This is a genomic window from Dankookia sp. GCM10030260 (genome assembly GCF_042666655.1).
Classification (GTDB): domain Bacteria; phylum Pseudomonadota; class Alphaproteobacteria; order Acetobacterales; family Acetobacteraceae; genus Paracraurococcus.
In genome coordinates, this window is record NZ_JBHTDE010000007.1 from 198,624 (window position 1) to 219,789 (window position 21,166).

The 21,166-nt window shown below is 69.9% G+C and carries 18 protein-coding genes; 17 read left to right on the forward strand and 1 reads right to left on the reverse strand.

Annotated features, from left to right (window positions below):
- The first annotated feature begins 16 nt into the window (after positions 1 to 16).
- From ACFQS7_RS21330 to ACFQS7_RS21360, 7 genes are all read left to right on the forward strand, one after another.
- Entirely contained in the window at positions 17 to 751 is a 735-nt protein-coding gene (locus ACFQS7_RS21330; protein ID WP_380069154.1) for a glycerophosphodiester phosphodiesterase, read from the forward strand.
- 351 nt (positions 752 to 1,102) lie between these two features.
- On the forward strand, positions 1,103 to 3,460 hold the full coding sequence (locus tag ACFQS7_RS21335) for a tetratricopeptide repeat protein (RefSeq protein ID WP_380069155.1): 2,358 nt from the start codon (positions 1,103 to 1,105) through the stop codon (positions 3,458 to 3,460).
- Entirely contained in the window at positions 3,457 to 4,227 is a 771-nt protein-coding gene (gene rfbF / locus ACFQS7_RS21340; RefSeq protein WP_380069156.1) for a glucose-1-phosphate cytidylyltransferase, read from the forward strand. The genes ACFQS7_RS21335 and rfbF overlap by 4 nt, the downstream gene beginning before the upstream one ends.
- Positions 4,224 to 5,261 (forward strand): CDP-glucose 4,6-dehydratase, encoded by a 1,038-nt coding sequence (gene rfbG / locus ACFQS7_RS21345; RefSeq protein ID WP_380069157.1) that lies wholly within the window; start codon positions 4,224 to 4,226, stop codon positions 5,259 to 5,261. The genes rfbF and rfbG overlap by 4 nt, the downstream gene beginning before the upstream one ends.
- The gene (locus ACFQS7_RS21350; RefSeq protein WP_380069158.1) at positions 5,258 to 6,526 is read left to right on the forward strand and encodes a methyltransferase domain-containing protein; all 1,269 of its coding nucleotides are present in this window, start codon (positions 5,258 to 5,260) and stop codon (positions 6,524 to 6,526) included. The genes rfbG and ACFQS7_RS21350 overlap by 4 nt, the downstream gene beginning before the upstream one ends.
- Positions 6,523 to 7,050 carry a dTDP-4-dehydrorhamnose 3,5-epimerase family protein gene (locus ACFQS7_RS21355; protein ID WP_380069159.1) on the forward strand — a complete coding sequence of 176 codons (528 nt, stop codon included), beginning with the start codon at positions 6,523 to 6,525 and terminating at the stop codon, positions 7,048 to 7,050. The genes ACFQS7_RS21350 and ACFQS7_RS21355 overlap by 4 nt, the downstream gene beginning before the upstream one ends.
- Positions 7,043 to 7,912, forward strand: coding sequence for an NAD-dependent epimerase/dehydratase family protein (locus tag ACFQS7_RS21360; RefSeq protein WP_380069160.1), 870 nt, complete (start codon positions 7,043 to 7,045; stop codon positions 7,910 to 7,912). The genes ACFQS7_RS21355 and ACFQS7_RS21360 overlap by 8 nt, the downstream gene beginning before the upstream one ends.
- Here the strand turns inward: ACFQS7_RS21360 and ACFQS7_RS21365 are convergent.
- On the reverse strand, positions 7,909 to 8,505 hold the full coding sequence (locus ACFQS7_RS21365) for a TetR/AcrR family transcriptional regulator (protein WP_380069161.1): 597 nt from the start codon (positions 8,503 to 8,505) through the stop codon (positions 7,909 to 7,911). The genes ACFQS7_RS21360 and ACFQS7_RS21365 overlap by 4 nt on opposite strands.
- A gap of 206 nt (positions 8,506 to 8,711) precedes the next feature.
- Here ACFQS7_RS21365 and ACFQS7_RS21370 point away from each other — a divergent pair, with 206 nt between their 5' ends.
- The 10 genes from ACFQS7_RS21370 to ACFQS7_RS21415 are packed head-to-tail and all read left to right on the forward strand — an operon-like array spanning position 8,712 to position 21,165.
- On the forward strand, positions 8,712 to 9,542 hold the full coding sequence (locus ACFQS7_RS21370) for an ABC transporter ATP-binding protein (protein ID WP_380069162.1): 831 nt from the start codon (positions 8,712 to 8,714) through the stop codon (positions 9,540 to 9,542).
- Positions 9,539 to 11,437, forward strand: a complete 1,899-nt coding sequence (locus ACFQS7_RS21375; RefSeq protein WP_380069163.1) for a long-chain fatty acid--CoA ligase — start codon at positions 9,539 to 9,541, stop codon at positions 11,435 to 11,437. The genes ACFQS7_RS21370 and ACFQS7_RS21375 overlap by 4 nt, the downstream gene beginning before the upstream one ends.
- Before the next feature lie 5 nt (positions 11,438 to 11,442).
- Entirely contained in the window at positions 11,443 to 12,336 is an 894-nt protein-coding gene (locus ACFQS7_RS21380) for a branched-chain amino acid ABC transporter permease (protein WP_380069164.1), read from the forward strand.
- Positions 12,336 to 13,403: a branched-chain amino acid ABC transporter permease gene (locus tag ACFQS7_RS21385; RefSeq protein ID WP_380069165.1), complete on the forward strand. Its 1,068-nt coding sequence runs from the start codon at positions 12,336 to 12,338 to the stop codon at positions 13,401 to 13,403. The genes ACFQS7_RS21380 and ACFQS7_RS21385 overlap by 1 nt, the downstream gene beginning before the upstream one ends.
- A 22-nt stretch (positions 13,404 to 13,425) precedes the next feature.
- On the forward strand, positions 13,426 to 14,718 hold the full coding sequence (locus ACFQS7_RS21390; RefSeq protein ID WP_380069166.1) for an ABC transporter substrate-binding protein: 1,293 nt from the start codon (positions 13,426 to 13,428) through the stop codon (positions 14,716 to 14,718).
- 4 nt (positions 14,719 to 14,722) lie between these two features.
- Entirely contained in the window at positions 14,723 to 15,541 is an 819-nt protein-coding gene (locus ACFQS7_RS21395; protein WP_380069167.1) for an ABC transporter ATP-binding protein, read from the forward strand.
- A complete protein-coding gene (locus tag ACFQS7_RS21400; protein ID WP_380069186.1) occupies positions 15,538 to 16,761 on the forward strand; it encodes a phenylacetate--CoA ligase family protein in 1,224 nt (407 codons plus the stop codon). Before ACFQS7_RS21395 ends, ACFQS7_RS21400 begins: the two co-directional genes overlap by 4 nt.
- Positions 16,761 to 18,386 (forward strand): acyl-CoA synthetase, encoded by a 1,626-nt coding sequence (locus tag ACFQS7_RS21405; protein ID WP_380069168.1) that lies wholly within the window; start codon positions 16,761 to 16,763, stop codon positions 18,384 to 18,386. Before ACFQS7_RS21400 ends, ACFQS7_RS21405 begins: the two co-directional genes overlap by 1 nt.
- Positions 18,386 to 19,561 carry an isovaleryl-CoA dehydrogenase gene (locus ACFQS7_RS21410; protein WP_380069169.1) on the forward strand — a complete coding sequence of 392 codons (1,176 nt, stop codon included), beginning with the start codon at positions 18,386 to 18,388 and terminating at the stop codon, positions 19,559 to 19,561. Before ACFQS7_RS21405 ends, ACFQS7_RS21410 begins: the two co-directional genes overlap by 1 nt.
- Positions 19,558 to 21,165, forward strand: a complete 1,608-nt coding sequence (locus ACFQS7_RS21415) for a carboxyl transferase domain-containing protein (RefSeq protein WP_380069170.1) — start codon at positions 19,558 to 19,560, stop codon at positions 21,163 to 21,165. Before ACFQS7_RS21410 ends, ACFQS7_RS21415 begins: the two co-directional genes overlap by 4 nt.
- Position 21,166: the final 1 nt, after the last annotated feature.

Here is a 21,166-nt window from a genome sequence, read left to right on the forward strand (position 1 = left end):
TGCTAGGCTCCGCCGCATGCCCCGACCCGACATCGCCAGCCATCGCGGCGGCGCCTTCCTCTGGCCTGAGAACAGTACCCTGGCATTCCGCCAGGCGCTTGCCTTACCGGCCGAGCAGCTCGAGCTCGATGTCCACCTCTCGGCCGATGGCGCCGTCGTGGTGATGCACGATGCGACGCTCGACCGCACCACCGACGCGACCGGCCCGGTCCGCGCCCTGAGCCTGGCTGCGCTGCGCCAAGTCCGGGTGCGCGGCACCGGCGGGGAGCCGCCGCCCACCTTGGCCGAGGCGGCCGCAATGACCCGCGACGCCGGCCGCATCCTGCGGCTGGAGGTCAAGGCGGATGCCGCGGGCCGCCCCTATCCCGGCATCGTCCCGGCCTGCCTCGCGGCGCTGGAAGCGGCCGGGATGCGCGGCCGCTGCGTGGCGATGAGCTTCCAGCCGCTGACGGTCTCCGAACTCGCCGCGGCCGGCGGCCTGTTGCGGACGGTGCTGCTGCTGGAAGCCAGGCCCTGGCGCGGCATGGGCCCGGCCGGCGCCGTCGCCCTGGCGCGCAGCAGCGGCGCAACGGAGATCGGACTGGCGATCGGGGAGTTGGATGCGGCGGCGGTCGCCGGGTTCCGCGCCGCCGGCTTCGGCATCGGCGCCTGGGGAGCGAACGATGCCCCGGCGATCCGCCATGGCCTGTCGCTCGGGCTGGACGCGATCACCTCGGACGACCCACTGCTGGCGCTGCGACTGCGCGGCTGAGGCCGAGGGGTCGGCATTTCGTGTGGCACGACGATCTGGGCGATTTGAATCCGGGAAATTTTAGCCTATTGGTTCATCGGTTGAATGCACCCGCGCAGGGAACCGCGTAAACCTCCGGCAACCTCGCTGGTCCAGACCCTCCTGGCCCTGCGCCGGAGAACCCGTCGGACCGGCACCTTCGTCCCCGCGCCCGTCGCGCCGTGAGATCCTTCGATGAGACCGCCACAAAGACTCGCGCCCGGCCGTCCTGCCCCCGCGGCGCCCGGGCCGTCCGAGGCCGAGTTGCGCCGGCGCCTGGCTTTGGCGCCGCCCGGTGCGCCAGGGGCAGCCGGCGACTGGCACCAACTTGGTTTGCTCTGTGCCGGAAGCGGTCGGCTGGCCGAGGCGGCGGAGGCCTTCGCCCGGGCGACCGCCGCCGGCGCCTCGGCTTTCGCCCTCGCCGTGCCGCATGCCATGGCCCTGAGCGGCGCCGGCCGGGCGGAGGAGGCCCTGGCAGTGGCGGTCGCGGCACAGGCCAGGCGGCCCAAGGATTTCGTGCTGACCAACCTGCTCGGCGTCATGCAGAAGCGCGCCGGCCGGCTGCCGGAGGCCCAGGCGGCCTTCGAGGCGGCGCGGAAGCTCGATCCCCGGGCCGTGTCGGCCTGCCAGAACCTCGGCAACCTGCATGACCAGCTGGGCCGCTTCAAGGAGGCCGCGGCGGCCTACCAGGCCGGGCTGAAGATCGAGCCACGCAATGCCGATCTGCTCCGGCTGCTGGGCCGCGCCCTGCGCATGGGCGGCGACCAGAAGGCGGCGGTCGCGGCCTTCGAGCGGGCGCTGTCGCTCGGCCAGCCGCGGCTGGACCTGCTCACCGACCTGGTCGGCACCCTGGCCGATCTCGGCGAGGATGACCGCGCCTTCGGCGTGATCGAACGCGGCCGCCGGTTGCGCGACGGCGATCCGCAGCTCGATATCCTGGAGGCCCGCCTGGCCTTCCGGCTCGGCCGGCGGGAGGCGGCGCAGGCACTGGTCGAGAAGGCCCTGGCCGCGCTACCGGGCGATGCGGAGGGCAGCATCCTGCTGGCGCGGCTGCATGGCGAGGCCGATCTGGAAGCGGCCAACATGGCGCTCCGCCAGGGGCTCGCCGCCAATCCCGGCTCCGTCATCCTGGCGACCCGGTTGATCGAGAACCTGACGCGCAGCCGCTATGGCGACGAGGCGCAGCACCTGCAGGAAGCCTATGAGCTGTCCTGCCGGCTGCTGCAGACCCACCCCGGCAGCGTCCAGGCCCATGCCAAGCCGCTGCGCACTGCCTTCCTGCGCTGCCTGGACCATGACCGGCTGGATGCCTCGGGCCGGCTGGCGGACCTTGCGCCGCGCTGGATCGCCGATGGCGAGATTGCCGGCCTGCACTACGAGCTCGGCAATGTCCGGAGCATGCAGGACCGGCTGGACATCGTCGAGTGGCACCGCGCCTGGGGCCGGCGCGAGGCGCGGGCGGTCACCCCGCTGCGCTTGCCGGCGGCGCCGGCGTCTTCGATCATGTCGGCGGCGCCGGCGTCCTCGATCATGTCGGCGGCGCCGGCGTCCTCGATCATGCCGGCGTCGCCGGCGTCCTCGATCATGCCGGCGTCGCCGGCCCTGGCGACCGGGCGCAAGCTGCGCATCGGCTTCATGTCGAGCGACCTGCGCGACCATCCGGTGACCTATTTCGCCATGCCGCTGCTGGAGCAGTACGACCGCGACCGGGTCGAGGTCTTCTGCTATTCGTTCTACGAGCGCGAGCGAGACAATGTGCAGGCGCATATCGAGCGGCAGGTCACCGGCTTCCGCTGGTGGCCGCGCAGGCCCTCGGCCGAGGTCGCCGCCGGGATCGCCGAGGATGGGCTCGACATGCTGTTCGAGCTGGGCGGCACCACGGCGATGAACAAGCTGGACGTGATGGCCCATCGCCCGGCGCGGATCGGCGCGAGCTGGCTCGGTTACCCGCATTCGGCCGGGCTGGAGGCGATCGACACCATCCTGGTCGATCCCTACGTCATGCCGTCCGACCCGCGGCTGTTGATCGAACGGCCCTTCGAACTGGCGGAAAGCTGGGTGGCGATGGGCCCGCTGGGTTTCCGCGACGTGCCGATCGAGCCGGACCTGCCGGAGGAGCGCCGCGGCGTGGTGACGTTCGGCACCATGAACAACCCCTACAAATTCACCCGCGCCTGCCTGGATGCCTGGGCCGCGGTGCTGCGGGCGGTGCCGGATTCACGCTTCCTGTTCGTCCGGCCGGAGGCGCGGACGCCGGCCTTCGTCGCCAATGTGCGCGCCGGCTTCGCCGCGCGCGACGTCGATCCCGACCGGATCGACTATGTCGGGGTGCGCGGCGTGCACATGCCGCACTACAATTCGATCGACATCGCGCTCGACAGCCTGCCGCATGTGGGCGGCACCACGACCTGCGAGACGCTGTGGATGGGCGTGCCCTGCGTCTCCCTGGTCGGGCCCGGCTTCCCCGAGCGGCTGAGCTATTCCAACCTGACCAATGCCGGCCTCGGCGACCTGGCGGTGTTCACGGTCGAGGACTACGTCGGGACGGCGGCGGCGCTGGCCGCCGACCGCAGCCGGCGGCGCCTGCTGCGGCATGGGCTGCGCGACATGATCCGCCGCCACCCGCTGGGCCAGCCCGATCGCTTCGTCCGTGCCTTCTACGCCAAGGCCGAGGAGGTGGCGCGCGCATGAAGGCGGTCATCCTGGCCGGCGGCCGCGGCACGCGGCTCTCGGAGGAGACCTCGGTCCGGCCCAAGCCGATGGTGGAGATCGGCGGCTGGCCGATCCTCTGGCACATCATGAAGATCTATGCCGCGCATGGGGTGACCGACTTCGTCGTCTGCCTCGGCTACAAGGGCTGGCAGATCAAGGAGTATTTCCTGAACTACCGGCTGCATGCCTCGGACCTGTCGATCGACCTTGCATCGGGCACGGTGGAGGTGCTGCGGCCCTCGGCCGAGCCCTGGCGCATCGCCCTGGTCGATACCGGGGAGGACAGCATGACCGGCGGCCGGCTGAAGCGGATCGCGCCCTATGTGGTGGACGAGCCGGAATTCTGCATGACCTATGGCGATGGGGTGAGCGACGTCGATATCGGCGGGCTGATCGCCTTCCACCGGGCGCATGGCCGGCAGGCGACCGTCACCGCGGTGACGCCGCCCGGCCGCTTCGGCGCCCTGGCGCGCGAGGGCGCCGCGGTGAATGCCTTCATCGAGAAGCCGGCCGGCGACGGCGGCACCATCAACGGCGGCTTCTTCGTGCTGTCGCCCAAGGTGCTGCGGCGCATAGCCGGCGATGCGACGACCTGGGAGGCTGAGCCGCTGCAATCGCTCGCCCGCGACGGCGAGCTGATGGCCTATGACCACAAGGGCTTCTGGCAGGCGATGGACACGCTGCGCGACCGCGACCTGCTGGAGCGGCTCTGGGCGAGCGGCCAGGCGCCCTGGAGGCGGTGGTGAACCCGTCGCGCGGCTTCTGGTCCGGCCGGCGGGTGCTGGTCACCGGCCATACCGGCTTCAAGGGCGCCTGGCTGGCGCTGCTGCTGCACCGGCTGGGCGCGCAGGTGACCGGCATCGCGCTGCCGGCGGAGCCGGGGCCGAATGCCTTCGACCTGCTGAGGGTCCGGCCGCTGCTGACGGCCGACCACCATGCCGATATCCGCGACGGCGAGGCCCTGGCGGCGCGGCTGCGCACGGTGCGGCCCGAGGTGGTGCTGCACCTCGCGGCGCAGGCCTTCGTCGGCCGCGGCTATGCCGCGCCGGCGGCGACCTTCGCCGCCAATGTCGACGGCACGATCCATCTGCTGGAGGCGCTGCGCGGCCTGCCCGGCGTGCTAGCCGCGGTGATGGTCACCTCCGACAAGGTCTACCGCAACGACGGCGCCGGCCGGGCCTTCCGCGAGGGCGATGCGCTGGGCGGCGCCGATCCCTACAGCGCGTCGAAGGCGGCGGCGGAGATCGCGGTCGCGTCGTGGCGCGCCTCCTTCGCCACCGCGCTGCCGCCCGTCGCCACGGCGCGGGCCGGCAACGTCATCGGCGGCGGCGATTTCGGCGCGCAGCGGCTGATCCCCGACCTGGTCCGCGCCGCCATGGCGGGGGCGCCGCTGCTGTTGCGCCGTCCGGATGCGACGCGGCCCTTCCAGCATGTGCTGGACGTGCTGCGCGGCTACCTTTTGCTGGCCGAACGGCTGGCGACCGGCACGCTGGCGCCGGCGTTCAATTTCGGCCCGGCGGATGGCGAGATCCGGGTGCGCGACCTGATCGCCAGCTGGGGCGCGCCGGTGGACTGGCGACAGGATAATGGCCCGGTCATGGCGGAGGCACCGCGTCTGGGCCTCGATTCCAGCCTGGCGGGTGAGGTGCTGGGCTGGCGCCCGCTGCTCTCGACGCCGGAGGCGATCGCCGAGACGTCGCGCTGGTATGCCGCCTGGCGGCGGGGCGAGGATGTCCAGGCCCTGGCCCTGGCGACCATCGACCGGCTGGTGCCGGCATGAGCGGCGCCCGCCCCGTCAATGCCTGCCGCGCTTGCGGCGGCCGGCTGGGCCTGACCTTCTGCGATCTCGGCCGCCAGCCGGTCGCCAATGCCTATGTCCCGCCCGAACGGGCCGCAGACCCGGAGCCGGCCTTCCCGCTTCGCGCCGTGGTGTGCGACGACTGCCGGCTGGTCCAGCTCGACACCGTGGTGGACGAGCGGGGCATCTTCACCGACTACGCCTACTTTTCCTCGATGTCCTCGACCTGGCTCGACCACGCGGCGCGGTTCTGCGCGGCGATGACGCAGCGGCTGGGGCTAGGCGCCGACAGCTTCGTGGTCGAGGTGGCCAGCAACGACGGCTACCTGCTGCGCAATTTCGTCGCCGCCGGTATCCCCTGCCTGGGCATCGAGCCGGCGGCCAATGTCGCCGAGCTCGCCCGCGCCGCCGGGGTGCCGACCGAGGCCCGCTTCTTCGGCCGCGACGCGGCGCGCGACATCGTGGGGGCGCGCGGCGGCAAGCCGGCCGACCTCGTCGTTGCCAACAACGTCCTCGCGCATGTCCCCGACCTCGACGATTTCATCGGCGGTCTGGCGCTGCTGGCAGGGACGGCGGGCGTGGTCTCGATCGAAGCGCCGCATCTGGTCGCACTGGTCGATGGCGTGCAGTTCGACACCATCTACCACGAGCACTACGCCTATTGGTCGCTGCTTTCGATGGAGGCGGCCCTGGCGCGGCAGGGCTTGCGGGTCTTCGAGGTGGAGCGGCTGGCGACGCATGGTGGCTCGCTGCGCGTCCTCTCCGCCGCGGCGGATCGCGCGCCCTCCGCGACCCTGCGGGCGCTGCGGGCGGAGGAAGCCGCGCGCGGCGTGGCCGGCGATGCCTTCTACAGCGGCTTCGGCGCGCGCGTGCGTGCCGTGCTCGACGGGCTGCGCGCCTGGCTGGACGAAGCCGCCGCCGAAGGCCGCCGGATCTGCGCCTATGGCGCCGCGGCCAAGGGCAATACGCTGCTCAACGCCGCCGGGGTGACCGCGGCCGAGATCGTCGCGGTCGCCGACCGCAGCAGCGCCAAGCAGGGCCGGCTGCTGCCGGGCAGCCACATCCCCGTGGTCTCGCCCGAGGCGATGCTGGCCCTGCGGCCGGACGACGTCCTCATCCTGCCCTGGAACATCGAGGCCGAGGTCGCCGGCCAGCTTCGCGCCGCCGGCTTCGGCGGCAGGCTGGCCGTGGCGGTGCCGCGGCTGACCCTGCGGGACGCGCCGGCCCTGCGGGACGCGCCGGGATGAGGTTCCACGAGACCAAGGTGCCGGGGTTGATCGAGGTGCTGACCGCGCCGTTCGGCGATATCCGCGGCCGTTTCCTGCGCACCTGGTGCGCCGAGGAATTCGCCGCCGCCGGGCTCGACTTCAAGCCGCACCAGACCAGCATCTCGGAGAACCGCGTCCGGCACACGCTGCGCGGGATGCATTGGCAGGCGGCGCCGGCCGAGGAGCGCAAGCTGGTGCGCTGCCTGCGCGGTGGGGTCTTCGACGTGGCGGTGGATCTGCGGACGGATTCTCCCGCCTACCTGCATTGGGTGGGCGTCGAGCTGTGGGCCGGGCAGCACAACGCCCTGCTGATCCCTGCCGGCTGCGCGCATGGCTTCCTGACGCTGACAGACGACGCCTGGCTGGAATACATGATCGACGCGCCCTACGTCGCCGGCGCGGGGCGCGGGGCGCGCTGGGATGACCCGGCCTTCGGCATCGCCTGGCCGGCGGCGCCGGCGGTGATCTCCGACCGCGACGCGAACTGGCCCGACCATGCCTGAACGCCTTCTGCTGACGGGCGCCAGCGGCTTCGTCGGCCGGGCGATGCTGGCGCCGCTGGCGGCGTGGGGCTTCGAGCTGCATGCGGTGGCGCGGCGGCCGGGCGAGGGGGCGGCGACCTGGCATGCGGCGGATCTGCTGGACGAAGGCGCGATGCGCGCGCTGTTGCGCGACGTGCGGCCAGCGGTGCTGGTGCACGCCGCCTGGGATGTGACGCACGGGAAGTTCTGGACCGCGCCGGAGAATGCCGCCTGGGTCGAGGCCTCGACCGCGCTGGCCGACGCCTTCGCCGGGCGGCGGCTGGTGGGGCTCGGCAGCTGCGCCGAATACGACTGGGCGGGGGAGGACGCGGCACCCTGGCCGGAGACCCGCCGCATCGCGCCGGCGACGCCCTATGGCGTGGCCAAGGCCGAGCTGTGCCGGCGCTGGATGGCGCTGGGTGAGCGGCGCGGCATCGCCGTCGCCTGGGCGCGGCTGTTCCATCTTTTTGGCCCGGGCGAGCACCCGGACCGGCTGGTGCCGGCGGTGCTGCGCGCCTTGCGGGCGGGACGGGAGGCGGCAACCGGGTCCGGCCGGCCGATCCGCGACTTCGCCTCCACCGGGTTTCTTGGCCGCGCTCTGGCGGCGCTGGCCGGCAGCGACGTGGTGGGGCCGGTGAACGTCGCTTCCGGCCAGCCGGTGGCGATCCGCGCGGTGGTGGAGGCGATCGGCCGCATCGCCGGCCGCGCCGACCTGCTGCGGCTGGGCGCGCTGCCGGACCGGGCCGAGCCCGCCTGGATCGTCGCCGACACCATGCGGCTTCGACGCGAAATCGGCTTCACCGAATGCGCCGACCTGGAGGGTGACCTGGCGGCGCTGGCTTAGCGCCGGCGGATGCCGTTCAGCGCCAGCTCGGTGTGCAGCGCGACGAGCTCCGTCTTGCCGAGCCGTCCGCTCGGCCGGTACCAGGTACAGATGCCGGTCAGCATCGCCAGCATGGCGAAGGCGGTGACGGGGATGTCGGCAACGGCCAACTCGCCGGCCTCGACGCCTTCGCGCAGCAGTGCCATCAGCCGCACCTCGTAGCCCGCGCGCATCGCCACGATCCGGGCATGGTTGGCGGGGTCCAGCGCGCGCAACTCGAAGTTGGCGATGTAGACCTCGTGCCGCTTCTCGGTGTGGTAGAGAACATGGTGGCCGATGAACGCACGCAGCCGGTCCATCAGCGCCGGCCCGGCGGCCGCGACGGCCTCGTCCGTCGCGGCCAGCAGCGCTTCCATGTGGTCCTGCATCAGATCGGCGAGCAGCGCCTGCTTGCTGGCGATGTGGTTGTAGAGCGAACTCGGCTGGATGCCGACCTCCGCCGCCAGGTCACGCAGGTTCATAGCCGCGAAACCCTGACGATAGATCAGCCGCAGCGCCACGCGCCGGATCGTGGCCGCGGTGCGCGCGCCGTTGGAGCCCGTGATGCGGGCCATTGCCAGTCCCCCGCCGTTCTTCCGGACGTCGCAGAGTCCGCCACAAAGACGCTTGCGGTCAATCCGGAAACTAACGTACCTTCGTTTCCAGCGGGGCGGCCAAGTCCCTGGCGGGAGGTTACGGAGGATGCGACAGCAGGACAGCCATGTCCGCCGCTTCGGCGCTGCATCGCAGCACCGCCGGCTGCCCATCCGGAGTGCCGCGCATGGCGGCTGACCCCACCCCGACCGAACCGCCGATCCTCGCCGCCGAGCATGTCTCGCTGCGTTTCGGCGGCGTGCGGGCGCTGACCGACGTCTCCTTCGGGGTGCGCCGCGGCGAGGTTTTCTCCATCATCGGCCCGAACGGTGCCGGCAAGACCTCGATGGTGAATTGCATCTCCGGCCGCTACCGCCCGACCGAGGGGAGGATCCACTTCGACGGCGCCGACATCACCCGCGTGCCGACGCGGAAGCGCGCCGCGGTGGGAATCGGCCGCACCTTCCAGAACCTCGCGCTGTTCGGCCACATGACCGTGCTCGACAACATCATGGTCGGCCGCCACCATCTGCTGAGGCACGGCTTCTGGACCGGCATGCCCTACTGGCTCGGCGGCGCGCAGCAGGAGGAGATCCGCCACCGGCGGGAGGTCGAGGAGATCATCGACTTCCTTGAGATCCAGCATGTGCGGAAGGCGACCGCGGGGACGCTGTCCTACGGCCTGCGCAAGCGGGTGGAACTGGCCCGCGCGGTGGCGCTCAAGCCGAAGCTGATCCTGCTGGACGAACCCATGGCGGGCATGAACCTCGAGGAGAAGGAGGACATGGCTCGCTTCATCCTCGACCTCAACGAGGAATGGGGCATGACCGTGCTGATGATCGAGCACGACATGGGCGTGGTGATGGATATCTCCCACCGGGTCATGGTGCTCGACTTCGGCCGCAAGATCGCCGAGGGCACGCCCGAGGCCGTGCTGGCCGACCCGCATGTGCGGCGCGCCTATCTGGGCGAGGCCGACGAGGTGGTGCGCGACATCGACGAGCCGGTGACGGCATGAGCGACGCGGATACCCTGCCCAAGCTGCTGCTGCGGAATGCGCGCGGCTTCCCGCGCGACACGGCGTTGCGCGAGAAGGAATTCGGCATCTGGCGCAGCATCACCTGGGCGGAGTACGAGTCGCGCACCCGCGCCATCGCGCTCGGGCTGCGCAAGCTGGGGCTCGGTGCCGGTGACGTCATCGGGCTGATCGGCGACAACCGCCCCGACTGGATCATGGGCGAGATCGCCGCGCATGCGATCGGGGCGCAATCGCTCGGCGTCTACCGCGATGCGCTGGAGGACGAGGTCGCCTACCTGCTGGCCTTCGCCGGTGCCAAGGCGGTGATCGCCGAGGACGAGGAGCAGGTCGACAAGCTGCTTGGCATCAGCGACCGCGTGCCGAGCCTGCGGCACATCATCTATTGCGACCCGCGCGGCATGCGGAAGCACGCGGATCCGCGCCTGCTGCCGGTGGCGGATTTGGTCGCGTCGGGCGAGGCGGTGCACCAGGACCGGCCCGATGCCTGGACGGCGATGGTCGCCGGCACCCGCGCCGACGACATCGCCATCCTCTGCACCACTTCGGGCACCACGGCGCGGCCGAAGCTGGCGATGCTGACCAGCGGCGCGATGGTGCGGCATTGCGCGGCCTATCTGCAGGCCGACCCCAAGGGACCGCAGGACGAATATGTCTCCGTCCTGCCGCTGCCCTGGATCATGGAGCAGATCTATTGCGTCGGCTGGGGCCTGCTGGCCCGGATGAAGGTCAACTTTGTCGAGGAGCCGGAAACCATGATGGCCGATTTCCGCGAGATCGGGCCGACCTTCGTGCTCTTCGCACCCCGCGTCTGGGAATCGATCGCCGCCGAGGTGCGGGCCAAGGTGATGGACGCCTCGCCCTTCAAGCGCCGGATGTATGAGATGGGCGCGAAGCTGGGTCTGCAGGCGCTGGACAAGGGGACGCGTTCCTTCGCCGCCGACCAATTGCTGTTCCGCGCGCTGCGCGACCGGCTGGGCTTCACCAGGCTGACCTCGGCCGCGACCGGCGGCGCCGCGCTCGGCCCCGACACCTTCCGCTTCTTCCAGGCCATGGGCGTGCCGCTGCGGCAGATCTACGGCCAGACCGAGACGCTGGGCGCCTATACCGTGCATCGCCCAGGCGAGGTGAATCAGGACACCGTCGGCGTTGCCTTCACCAGAGACATCGAGACCCGCATCGACAATCCCGACCACAACGGGCTCGGCGAGATCGTGACCCGCCACCCCAATATGTTCTCCGGCTATTTCGGCATGGCGGAGAATCCGGACCTGCGCGACGGCTGGCTGCATACCGGCGATGCCGGCTATTTCGACAAGGCCGGCCACCTGGTGGTGATCGACCGCATCAAGGACATCGCTACCACCAGCCGCGGCGACCGCTTCTCGCCCCAGTATATCGAGAACAAGCTGAAATTCAGCCCCTACGTGGCCGAGGCCGTGGTGCTGGGCGACGGCAAGCCGCATCTGGCGGCGATGATCTGCATCCGCTTCCCCATCGTCTCCAAATGGGCGGAGCGCAGCCGGATCGCCTTCACCACCTATACCGACCTGTCGTCGCGGCCGGAGGTGACGGCGCTGCTGCAGGCCGAGGTGGCCAAGGTCAACGCCACCTTGCCTGAGCCGCAGCGCATCCAGGATTTCCTGCTGCTGTACAAGGAACTGGACGCAGACGACGACGAGCTGACCCGCACCCGCAAGGTCCGCCGCGGCGTGATCAACGAGAAATACGGCACGATCATCGAGGCGATGTACCGCGGCGACGCGGCGATTCCGGTGGATACCACCATCGCCTTCCAGGACGGCACCAAGCAGCGCATCCGCACCACCCTCACGGTGATCTCGATGCGGCCGAAGCTCGCCATGGCAGCGGAGTAGGACGGATGGACTGGTCGCTGCTGCTGCAGCTTACCCTGAACGGCCTGATCGTCGGCGCCTTGTACGGTGTCGTGGCGATGAGCTTCGTGCTGATCTACAAGGCCTCCCAGGTGGTGAATTTCGCCCAAGGGGAGTTCCTGCTGGTCGGCGCCTGGGTCTGCTGGTGGATGCTGACGGAATGGCAGCTGCCCTTCTGGGCCGGCTTCCTGTTCACCCTGGCCTTCATGACGCTGTTCGGCATCATCCTGCAGGTGGTGGTGCTGCGGCCGCTGATCGGGGAGCCGGTGATCAGCGTCATCATGGCGACGATCGGCCTCGGCATCTTCTTCCAGGCGCTGATGAAGTGGATCTTCGGCGTCTTCGCCAAGCCTTTCCCGCCGATCTTCACGACGGAACGGGTGAATCTGCTGGGGCTGGAGGTGCAGACGGTCTACCTGCTCAGCCTCGGCATCTCCGTGCTCATCATGGTCGGCTTCGCCTGGTTCTTCACCGCCAGCAAGCACGGGCTGGCGATGCGGGCGACGGCCTTCGACCAGCAGGTGGCGCAATCGCTCGGCGTCTCCGTCCCCAAGGTCTTCGCCATGTCCTGGGCGATCTCGGCGGTGGTCTCGGCGGTCGCCGGCGTCGTCGTCGGCGTGGTGAACGGCGTCTCCTCCTCGCTGTCCTTCTACGGCATCAAGGTCTTCCCGGCGGTGATCCTCGGCGGGCTCGACAGCGTCGTCGGCGCGGTGCTCGGCGGGCTGATCGTCGGCGTGCTGGAGAATTGGGCGCAGTACATCGATGCCGGTTGGCTCAACTGGGGCAACATGTACAGCATCGCGCCCTTCTACGCCCTCATCCTCATCCTGCTGATCAAGCCCTACGGCCTGTTCGGCACCAAGAATATCGAGCGCGTTTGATGTCGGGTCTGGCGCCGGCGGGCGACTATCGCAGCAGCTACCAGGAAGACACCACCATCTTCCCGACCCGCAACAGCCGCATCGCGCTGTGGGTCGGCATCGTCCTGGTCGCCTGCGCGCCGCTGGTCTTCGGCCGCTACGAGCTCGGCCTGCTGATCAACATCGGCTTCCTCGGCATCGCCGCGCTCGGGCTGAACATCCTGGTCGGCTTCACCGGGCAGATCAGCATCGGCCACGCCGCCTTCTTCGGCTTCGGCGCCTTCATGAGCGCCTGGCTGCACGAGCGCTGGCATATCCCCGTGGTGCTCTGCATCCCGCTGGCCGGCGTGGCGACGGCACTGGTCGGCCTGGTCTTCGGCGCCCCGGCGGCACGATTGAAGGGGCTGTACCTGGCGATCGCCACGCTCGCGGCGCAGTTCATCCTGGAGGACTTCTTCGCTCGCGCCCAGTGGTTCACCGGCGGCGTCGCCGGCCGCATCACCGAGCCCTTCGAGCTGTTCGGCTGGCGGGCCGACCGGGAGGAGAGCTACCTCTACGTCGTCCTCGCCGCCGTCATCATCATGTATGTCTTCGCCGCCAACCTGATGCGGACCCGCGACGGCCGCGCGCTGGTCGCGGTACGCGACCACTATCTCTCGGCCGAGGTCATGGGCATCAACCTGGCCTATTACCGCACGCTCTCCTTCGGCATCGCGTCCTTCTACGCCGGCGTCGCCGGCGCGCTCTATGCCCACTACCTGCTCTTCGTCAGCGTCGAGGCCTTCAATATCCTCTTCTCCATCCAGTTCCTCGGGATGGTCATCATCGGTGGGCTGGGCTCCATCATGGGCAGCCTGATGGGCGCGGCCTTCATGGTGCTGCTGCCGGAGGTCGTGCAGTCCGGCGCCGACGCGCTGGCGGGCGGCGCGATCGACCGCGCGCTCAGGATCGGCAGTTCCATCTCCTTCCTGCGGGAGATGGCCGTGGGCGCCGCCATCATCCTGTTCCTGATCTTCGAGCCGAACGGCATCGCCCACCGCTGGCGGATGATCAAGGCGTACTGGAAGCTCTATCCCTATTCGCACTGACCTACACGGGAGGAAACAAGACATGACGATGCGCAAGCACATGCTGGGATGGGCGGCAGCCGCCACGGTCACGCTGCCGATCGCGGCCGGCGCGCAGCCGATCCCGCTCGGTCACCTGATGGACCTGTCCGGTGGCACCAGCGATGTCGGCACGCCTTTCTCCCAAGGCGTCAACGACACCTTCGCCTGGGTCAACAAGACCCGCAACGGCGTCGCCGGCCGCCCGGTGAACGTCCTCGCCAACGACTACGGCTACCAGGCTCCCCGCGCCGTAAGCCAGTACCAGTCCTGGAGCCGCGATCGCGTCGTCGGCGTCATGGGCTGGGGCACCGCGGATACCGAGGCGCTGGTGCGCTTCGTCACCCGCGACAAGATTCCCTATGTCTCCGGCTCCTACTCCGCCGCGCTGACCGATGCCGGCGGCAAGTCGGGCCGCCAGGGCGTGGAGGCGACGCCGTACAATTTCTTCTACGGCCCGTCCTATTCGGATGCGCTGCGCGCCATGCTGCAATGGTCGGCCGACGACTGGAAGGCGAAGGGCAAGCCGGGCAAGCCGAAATACGTCCATATGGGTGCCAACCACCCCTACCCGAATTCGCCCAAGGCAGCGGGTGAGGCGCTGGCGCAGGAACTGGGCTTTGAGGTATTGCCTGCGGTCACCTTCGCGCTGACGCCGGGCGACTATACCGCGCAATGCCTGACCCTGAAGAACCAGGGCGCCAATTACGCCTATCTCGGCAACACCGCGGGGTCGAACATCTCGGTGCTGCGCGCCTGCCAGACGGCGGGCGTCGACGTGCAGTTCCTCGGCAATGTCTGGGGGATGGACGAGAATGCGATGAAGGCGGCCGGCGCCGCGGCGAACGGCGTGGTCTTCCCGGTGCGCACCGCGGCCGTCTGGGGCGCCCAGGCGCCGGGCATGGCAAATGTCCAGGCGATCAGCCGGATGTCGGATGCCGCCGGCACGGCCTATCGCCCGGTGCACTACGTCGCCGGGGTCTGCAGTGCGATGTTGATGGTCGAGGCCATGGAGTCCGCCGCGGCGAAGGGCGGCCAGGTCACCGGCGAGCGAATCCGCGAGGGCTTCTATGCCCGCAAGGACTGGGTGCCGAAGGGCTTCGAGGGTGTCTGCTCGCCCTCGACCTTCACCGCTGAGGACCATCGCGGGCAACTCGGCGTTGCGCTCTACCGCTCGCGCGTCAGCGGCGACACCAGCCAGGGCGGCGTGCAGGACCTTGTCGCCGCCGGTACGATCAAGCTGGAGCCGGTGACGACGGTGACGCTGCCCCGCAAGGCAGAATGGCTGGGCTGGTAGGCCGATGAGCGCAGCACTGCAGGTGACGGCGACCGCGCCACTCCTCGAGGTGAACAACATCGAGGTCGTCTACAACGACGTCATCCTGGTGCTGCGCGGCCTGTCGCTTGCGGTGCCGCAGGGCCAGATCGTTGCCCTGCTCGGCGCCAACGGGGCCGGCAAGTCGACGACGCTGAAGGCGATCTCGGGCCTGCTCAAGACCGAGGAGGGCGAGGTCACCCGCGGCGAGATCCGTTTCGGCGGCGACCGCATCGACGGCATCGATCCGCACATGATCGTCCGGCGGGGCATCTTCCAGGTGATGGAGGGGCGGCGGATCATCTCCGACATGACCTGCCTCGAGAATCTCCGCCTCGGCGCCTTCATCCGCTCGGACAACGAGGTGAAGCGCGACATCGAGATGGTCTACGACTACTTCCCGCGGTTGAAGGAGCGTACCGGCCTGGCCGGCTATCTCTCGGGCGGGGAGCAGCAGATGCTGGCGATCGGCCGCGCCTTGATGGCGCGGCCGAAGCTGATCCTGATGGACGAACCGTCCATGGGCCTCAGCCCGCTGCTGGTGAAGGAGGTCTTCGGCATCATCAAGAAGCTGAACGAGGATCTGGGCATCACCATTCTTCTGGTGGAGCAGAATGCCCGCATGGCGCTCTCCGTCGCCTCCTACGGCTATGTCATGGAACAGGGCAAGGTGGTGCTGGACGGCACCGCCGAGGCGCTGGCAAACAACGAGGACGTCAAGGAGTTCTACCTCGGTGGCCATGGTGCCGAGCGGAAGAGCTTCCGCAACCTGAAGAGCTACAAGCGGAGGAAGCGGTGGCTCTGACCCATTACGACGATCTCGAGACGCGCAGCGCCGACGCGCGCGAAGCCGCGCTTGCGCGGGCGCTGCCGCGGCAGATCGCCCATGCCAAGGCGCAGGCGCCGCACTATGCGCGGCTGCTGGCGGATGTCGATCCCGCCGCCGTCCCGCTCGCGGCGCTGCCCGTCACCCGCAAGTCGGCGCTGATCGCGCAGCAGGCGGAAGACCCGCCCTTCGGCGGCGTGGTCGCCACGCCCTTCGCTGCGCTCGCCCGCGTCTTCGTCTCCCCCGGTCCGCTCGCGGAGCCGGAGGCGGCGACCGCCGATTACTGGCGCTATGGCCGCGCCCTGCACGCGACCGGGCTGCGCGCCGGCGCGTTGCTGCACAACTGCTTCTCCTACCACTTCACCCCGGCCGGCAGCATGCTGGAAGGCGGTGCCCGCGCCCTCGGCTGCCCAGTTTTCCCGGCGGGTATCGGCAATACCGAGATGCAGGTCCGCGCCGCGGCGCAGCTTCGCCCACGCTGCTATAGCGGTACGCCGGACTTCCTGAAGACGATCCTGGAGAAGGCCGACGAACTCGGCCTGAATCTTTCGTCATTGCGGCTCGGACATGTCACGGGTGGTGCCTACCTGCCATCGCTGCGTGGCTGGTATGCCGATCGCGGCCTGACCGTGCTGCAGAGCTACGGCACCGCCGATCTCGGCCTCGTCGCCTATGAAAGCGAGGCGCGGGAGGGCATGATCCTCGACGAGGGCGTCATCCTCGAGATCGTCCGCCCCGGCACCGGCGACCCGCTGCCAGATGGCGAGGTGGGGGAGGTGGTCGTCACCACGCTGAACCCGCACCATCCGCTGATCCGCTTCGCCACCGGCGACCTTTCGGCGATCATGCCGGGCCCGTCGCCCTGCGGCCGGACCAATCGCCGCATCAGGGGCTGGATGGGCCGCGCCGACCAGGCGGCCAAGGTGCGCGGCATGTTCGTCCGGCCGGAACAGGTGGCGGAAGTGCTGCGCGCTGTGACGGCGGTGGCGAAGGCGCGGCTGGTCGTCTCGCTCGATGGCGATCGCGACGTCATGCTGCTGCGCGCCGAAGCCGCGACCGCGGATGAGGCGCTCTTGGCGCAGCTTGGCGTCGCGCTGCAATCGGCGACCAAGCTGCGCGGCCTGGTGGAGTTGGTGCCGCCCGGCACCCTGCCGAACGACGGCAAGATCATCGACGACACCCGCCCGGCGCCGGCCTGATGCTGCCGCGCGGCACAAGCTACGAGGCGATCCGCGACGCCTTCCGGTGGCGTATCCCGGACCGCTACAACATGGGCGTCGATTGCTGCGACCGCTGGGCGGATGGCAGTGGCCGCCCGGCGCTGCTGCACCTGCATGCCGACGGACGGCTGGACCGGATCAGCTTCGATGCGTTGAAGGCGGAAAGCAACCGGCTGGCGAATGTGCTGCGGGCGCATGGCATCGCCCGGGGCGACCGCGTCGGCGTGCTGCTGCCACAGGTGCCGGAAGCCGCGATCGCGCATCTCGCCATCTACAAGCTCGGCGCCATTGCCGTGCCGCTGTTCCAGCTGTTCCAGGAACAGGCGCTGGAATTCCGGCTGCGGGACAGCGGTGCCGCGGCCCTGGTGACGGACACGGTCGGGCTGGCGAAGCTCGACGGCATCCGTGCGGCACTGCCCGCGCTGCGGCTGGTGCTGGATACGGATGGTGCCGGTGACGCGGCGCTCGATCTGCGGCACGAGATGGCGCGGGCTGCCGACGCCTTCGCGCCGGTGGATACCGCCGCGGATGATCCGGCGATCATCATCTATACCTCCGGCACCACTGGTGCGCCGAAGGGCGCCTTGCATGCGCATCGCGTGCTGCTTGGCCATCTGCCGGGCGTGGAGATGCCGCAGGACCTGTTCCCGCAGCCGGGCGATCTGTTCTGGACGCCGGCGGACTGGGCCTGGGTCGGCGGGCTGTTCGATGTGTTGCTGCCGAGCCTGCACCACGGCGTGCCCGTCCTTGCCCATCGCATGGCGAAATTCGATCCGGAATTCGCCCTGCGCCTGATGGCGAAGCACGACGTGCGCAACGCCTTCCTGCCGCCGACCGCGCTGAAGATGATGCGTGCGGTGCCGGGTGCCGCGGGGCTCGGCGCCCGCCCGCGCAGCATCGGCAGCGGCGGGGAGACGCTGGGGGCTGAATTGCTGGACTGGGGCCGCGCCACCTTCGGCGTGACGATCAATGAATTCTACGGCCAGACCGAATGCAACCTGGTCGTCTCCTCCTGCGGCACGATCATGCCGGCGCGGCCCGGCTGGATGGGGCGCGCGGTGCCGGGGCATGACGTCGCGGTGGTGGATGCCGCCGGCATTCCGCTGCCGCCCGGCGCCATCGGCACCATCGCGGTGCGCCGGCCCGATCCGGTGATGTTCCTCGGCTATTGGAATAGCCCGGAGGCTACGGCCGCCAAATTCGTCGGCGACTGGATGCTGACCGGCGACCAGGGCATCCAGGACGAGACCGGCTGGTTCCGCTTCGTCGGCCGTGACGACGATGTCATCACCTCAGCCGGCTACCGCATCGGCCCCGGCGAGATCGAGGATTGCCTGCTGCGCCACCCGGCCGTCGCCATGGCCGCGGTCATCGGTCTGCCCGATGCGCTGCGGACCGAAGCGGTGACCGCCATCGTCGTGGCCGCCCCGGGCGTCGTCGCCGACGCTGCGCTGGCCGCCGAATTGCAGGCGCATGTGAAAACCCGCCTCGCCGCGCATAGCTATCCGCGGCAGGTCATCTTCCAGGACGCGCTGCCGCTGACCGCCACCGGCAAGGTGATGCGGGGCGAACTCCGCAGGCGCATGACGCAGGAAACCGACTGATGCCCGGCAACGTCACCATCCCCGGCCTCGATTTCGGCCTCGGCGAGGAGATCGATATGCTGCGCGACAGCGTGCGCGGCTTCGCCGACGCCCGGGTCGCGCCGATCGCCGCCGAGATCGACCGCACCGATGAATTCCCCCGCTACCTTTGGCCGGAGATGGGCGCGCTCGGCCTGCACGGCATCACCGTCGCCGAGGAATGGGGCGGCGCCAGCATGGGCTATCTCGCGCATTGCGTGGCGATGGAGGAGGTCAGCCGCGCATCGGCCTCGGTCGGTCTGTCCTACGGTGCGCATTCCAATCTCTGCGTCAACCAGATCAGCCGCAACGGCACCGAGGAGCAGAAGCGCCGCTACCTGCCGAAGCTGATCACCGGCGAGCATCTCGGCGCCCTGGCGATGAGCGAGCCGGGGGCGGGGTCAGACGTCGTCTCGATGAAGCTGCGGGCGGAGAGGCGCGGCGACCGCTACGTGCTGAACGGCACCAAGCTCTGGATCACCAACGCGCATTACGCCGAGACGCTGGTGGTCTACGCGAAGACCGACCCGGAGGCCGGGCCGCGCGGCATCACCGCCTTCCTGATCGAGAAGGATTTCAAGGGCTTCCGTCCGGCGCAGAAGCTGGACAAGCTCGGCATGCGCGGCAGCCCGACCTCGGAGCTGGTCTTCGAGGATTGCGAGGTGCCGGCGGAGAATGTCCTCGGCAAGGTCAATGACGGCGTGCGCGTGCTGATGTCGGGGCTCGACTACGAACGCGCGGTGCTCGCGGCCGGGCCGCTCGGCATCATGCAGGCGGCGCTCGACGTGGTGGTGCCCTACATCCACGAACGCCGCCAGTTCGGCCAGGCGATCGGCGAGTTCCAGCTCATCCAGGGCAAGGTCGCCGACATGTACACGGCGCTGAACGCCTGCCGCGCCTATGTCTATGCCGTCGCGCGGTCCTGCGACCGTGGCCAGACGACGCGGAAGGATGCCGCCGGCGCCATCCTCTACGCGGCCGAGGCGGCGACGAAGATCGCGCTCGATGCCATCCAGATCCTCGGCGGCATGGGCTACATCAACGACAGCCCGACCGGCCGCCTGCTGCGCGACGCCAAGCTGTACGAGATCGGCGCCGGCACCAGCGAGATCCGCCGCATGCTGATCGGCCGCGAACTGTTCCGGGAAACCGCATGAGCGCGCTCACCTCCGCCCTCGACACCCGCGGCGCCGAATTCCGCGCCAATGCGGCGCATATGCGTGGCCTGTTGGCGCAGCTCGCCGAACGCACCGCGGCCGCCGCGCTGGGTGGGTCCGAAGCCTCGCGTGCCCGGCACCTCTCGCGGGGCAAGCTGCTGCCGCGGGAGCGGGTGGAGCGGCTGCTCGATCCCGGCACGCCCTTCCTCGAGCTCTCGCCGCTGGCGGCGCATGGGATGCATGGCGGGGAAGTGCCGGCGGGCGGCATGATCACCGGCATCGGCCGGGTCGCCGGCCGCGAATGCGTCATCGTCGCCAACGACGCCACGGTGAAGGGCGGCACCTACTACCCGATCACCGTCAAGAAGCACCTGCGGGCGCAGGAGGTCGCGCAGCAGAACCGGCTGCCCTGCCTCTATCTGGTCGATAGCGGCGGCGCCAACCTGCCGAACCAGGATGAGCTCTTCCCGGACCGCGACCATTTCGGCCGGATATTCTTCAACCAGGCGACCATGTCCTCGCTCGGCATCCCGCAGGTCGCGGTGGTCATGGGCAGTTGCACCGCCGGCGGCGCCTATGTGCCGGCGATGTGCGACGAGGCGATCATCGTCCGCAACCAGGGCACCATCTTCCTCGCCGGCCCGCCGCTGGTGAAGGCGGCGACGGGGGAGATCGTCAGCGCCGAGGATCTCGGCGGCGCCGACGTGCACACTCGGCTGTCCGGCGTCGCCGACCATTTCGCCGCGGACGACATGCATGCGTTGAGCCTGGCGCGCCGCATCGTCGGTCATCTGGCACCGACCCGGCCGCCGGGCAGCGACCTGACGGTGCCGGTGCCGCCGCGCTACGACCCGGCCGAGCTGCACGGCATCGTCCCGCAGGATGTCCGCCAGCCCTACGACGTGCGGGAGGTGATCGCCCGCATCGTCGATGGCTCGGAGCTCGACGAGTTCAAGGCGCGTTACGGCGCGACCCTGGTCTGCGGCTTCGCCCGCATCTGGGGCCGGCCGGTCGGCATCCTCGCCAACAACGGCATCCTGTTCAGCGAATCCGCCCAGAAGGGCGCGCATTTCGTCGAGCTCTGCAGCCAGCGCAACATCCCGCTGGTCTTCCTGCAGAACATTTCCGGCTTCATGGTCGGGCGGAAATACGAGACCGGCGGCATCGCCAAGGACGGCGCCAAGCTGGTGACGGCGGTCGCCACCACCAGCGTGCCGAAGTTCACCGTCATCATCGGTGGCAGCTTCGGGGCGGGCAATTACGGCATGTGCGGCCGCGCCTATTCGCCGCGGCTGCTCTTCACCTGGCCGAACAGCCGCATCTCCGTCATGGGTGGCGAGCAGGCCGCCAGCGTGCTGGCCACCGTCCGGCGCGACAACCTGGAAGCCGCCGGCAAGACCTGGCCGGCCGAGGAGGAGGAAGCCTTCAAGGCGCCGATCCGCGCGCAGTACGAGGTGCAGGGCGACCCCTACTATGCCACCGCCCGGCTCTGGGACGACGGCATCATCGACCCCGCGCTGACGCGGGACGTGCTGGGCCTCGGCCTTGCCGCCGCGGCCAATGCGCCGATCGCGCCGACGCGCTTCGGCGTCTTCCGGATGTGAT

Bases quoted from the DNA above. Each gene is read 5' to 3' on its own strand.
- ACFQS7_RS21330 (WP_380069154.1), top strand. From the start codon at position 17: ATGCCCCGACCCGACATCGCCAGCCATCGCGGCGGCGCCTTCCTCTGG.
- rfbF (WP_380069156.1), top strand. From the start codon at position 3,457: ATGAAGGCGGTCATCCTGGCCGGCGGCCGCGGCACGCGGCTCTCGGAG.
- ACFQS7_RS21350 (WP_380069158.1), top strand. From the start codon at position 5,258: ATGAGCGGCGCCCGCCCCGTCAATGCCTGCCGCGCTTGCGGCGGCCGG.
- ACFQS7_RS21355 (WP_380069159.1), top strand. From the start codon at position 6,523: ATGAGGTTCCACGAGACCAAGGTGCCGGGGTTGATCGAGGTGCTGACC.
- ACFQS7_RS21360 (WP_380069160.1), top strand. From the start codon at position 7,043: ATGCCTGAACGCCTTCTGCTGACGGGCGCCAGCGGCTTCGTCGGCCGG.
- ACFQS7_RS21365 (WP_380069161.1), bottom strand. From the start codon at position 8,505: ATGGCCCGCATCACGGGCTCCAACGGCGCGCGCACCGCGGCCACGATC.
- ACFQS7_RS21370 (WP_380069162.1), top strand. From the start codon at position 8,712: ATGGCGGCTGACCCCACCCCGACCGAACCGCCGATCCTCGCCGCCGAG.
- ACFQS7_RS21375 (WP_380069163.1), top strand. From the start codon at position 9,539: ATGAGCGACGCGGATACCCTGCCCAAGCTGCTGCTGCGGAATGCGCGC.
- ACFQS7_RS21380 (WP_380069164.1), top strand. From the start codon at position 11,443: ATGGACTGGTCGCTGCTGCTGCAGCTTACCCTGAACGGCCTGATCGTC.
- ACFQS7_RS21385 (WP_380069165.1), top strand. From the start codon at position 12,336: ATGTCGGGTCTGGCGCCGGCGGGCGACTATCGCAGCAGCTACCAGGAA.
- ACFQS7_RS21390 (WP_380069166.1), top strand. From the start codon at position 13,426: ATGACGATGCGCAAGCACATGCTGGGATGGGCGGCAGCCGCCACGGTC.
- ACFQS7_RS21395 (WP_380069167.1), top strand. From the start codon at position 14,723: ATGAGCGCAGCACTGCAGGTGACGGCGACCGCGCCACTCCTCGAGGTG.
- ACFQS7_RS21405 (WP_380069168.1), top strand. From the start codon at position 16,761: ATGCTGCCGCGCGGCACAAGCTACGAGGCGATCCGCGACGCCTTCCGG.
- ACFQS7_RS21410 (WP_380069169.1), top strand. From the start codon at position 18,386: ATGCCCGGCAACGTCACCATCCCCGGCCTCGATTTCGGCCTCGGCGAG.
- ACFQS7_RS21415 (WP_380069170.1), top strand. From the start codon at position 19,558: ATGAGCGCGCTCACCTCCGCCCTCGACACCCGCGGCGCCGAATTCCGC.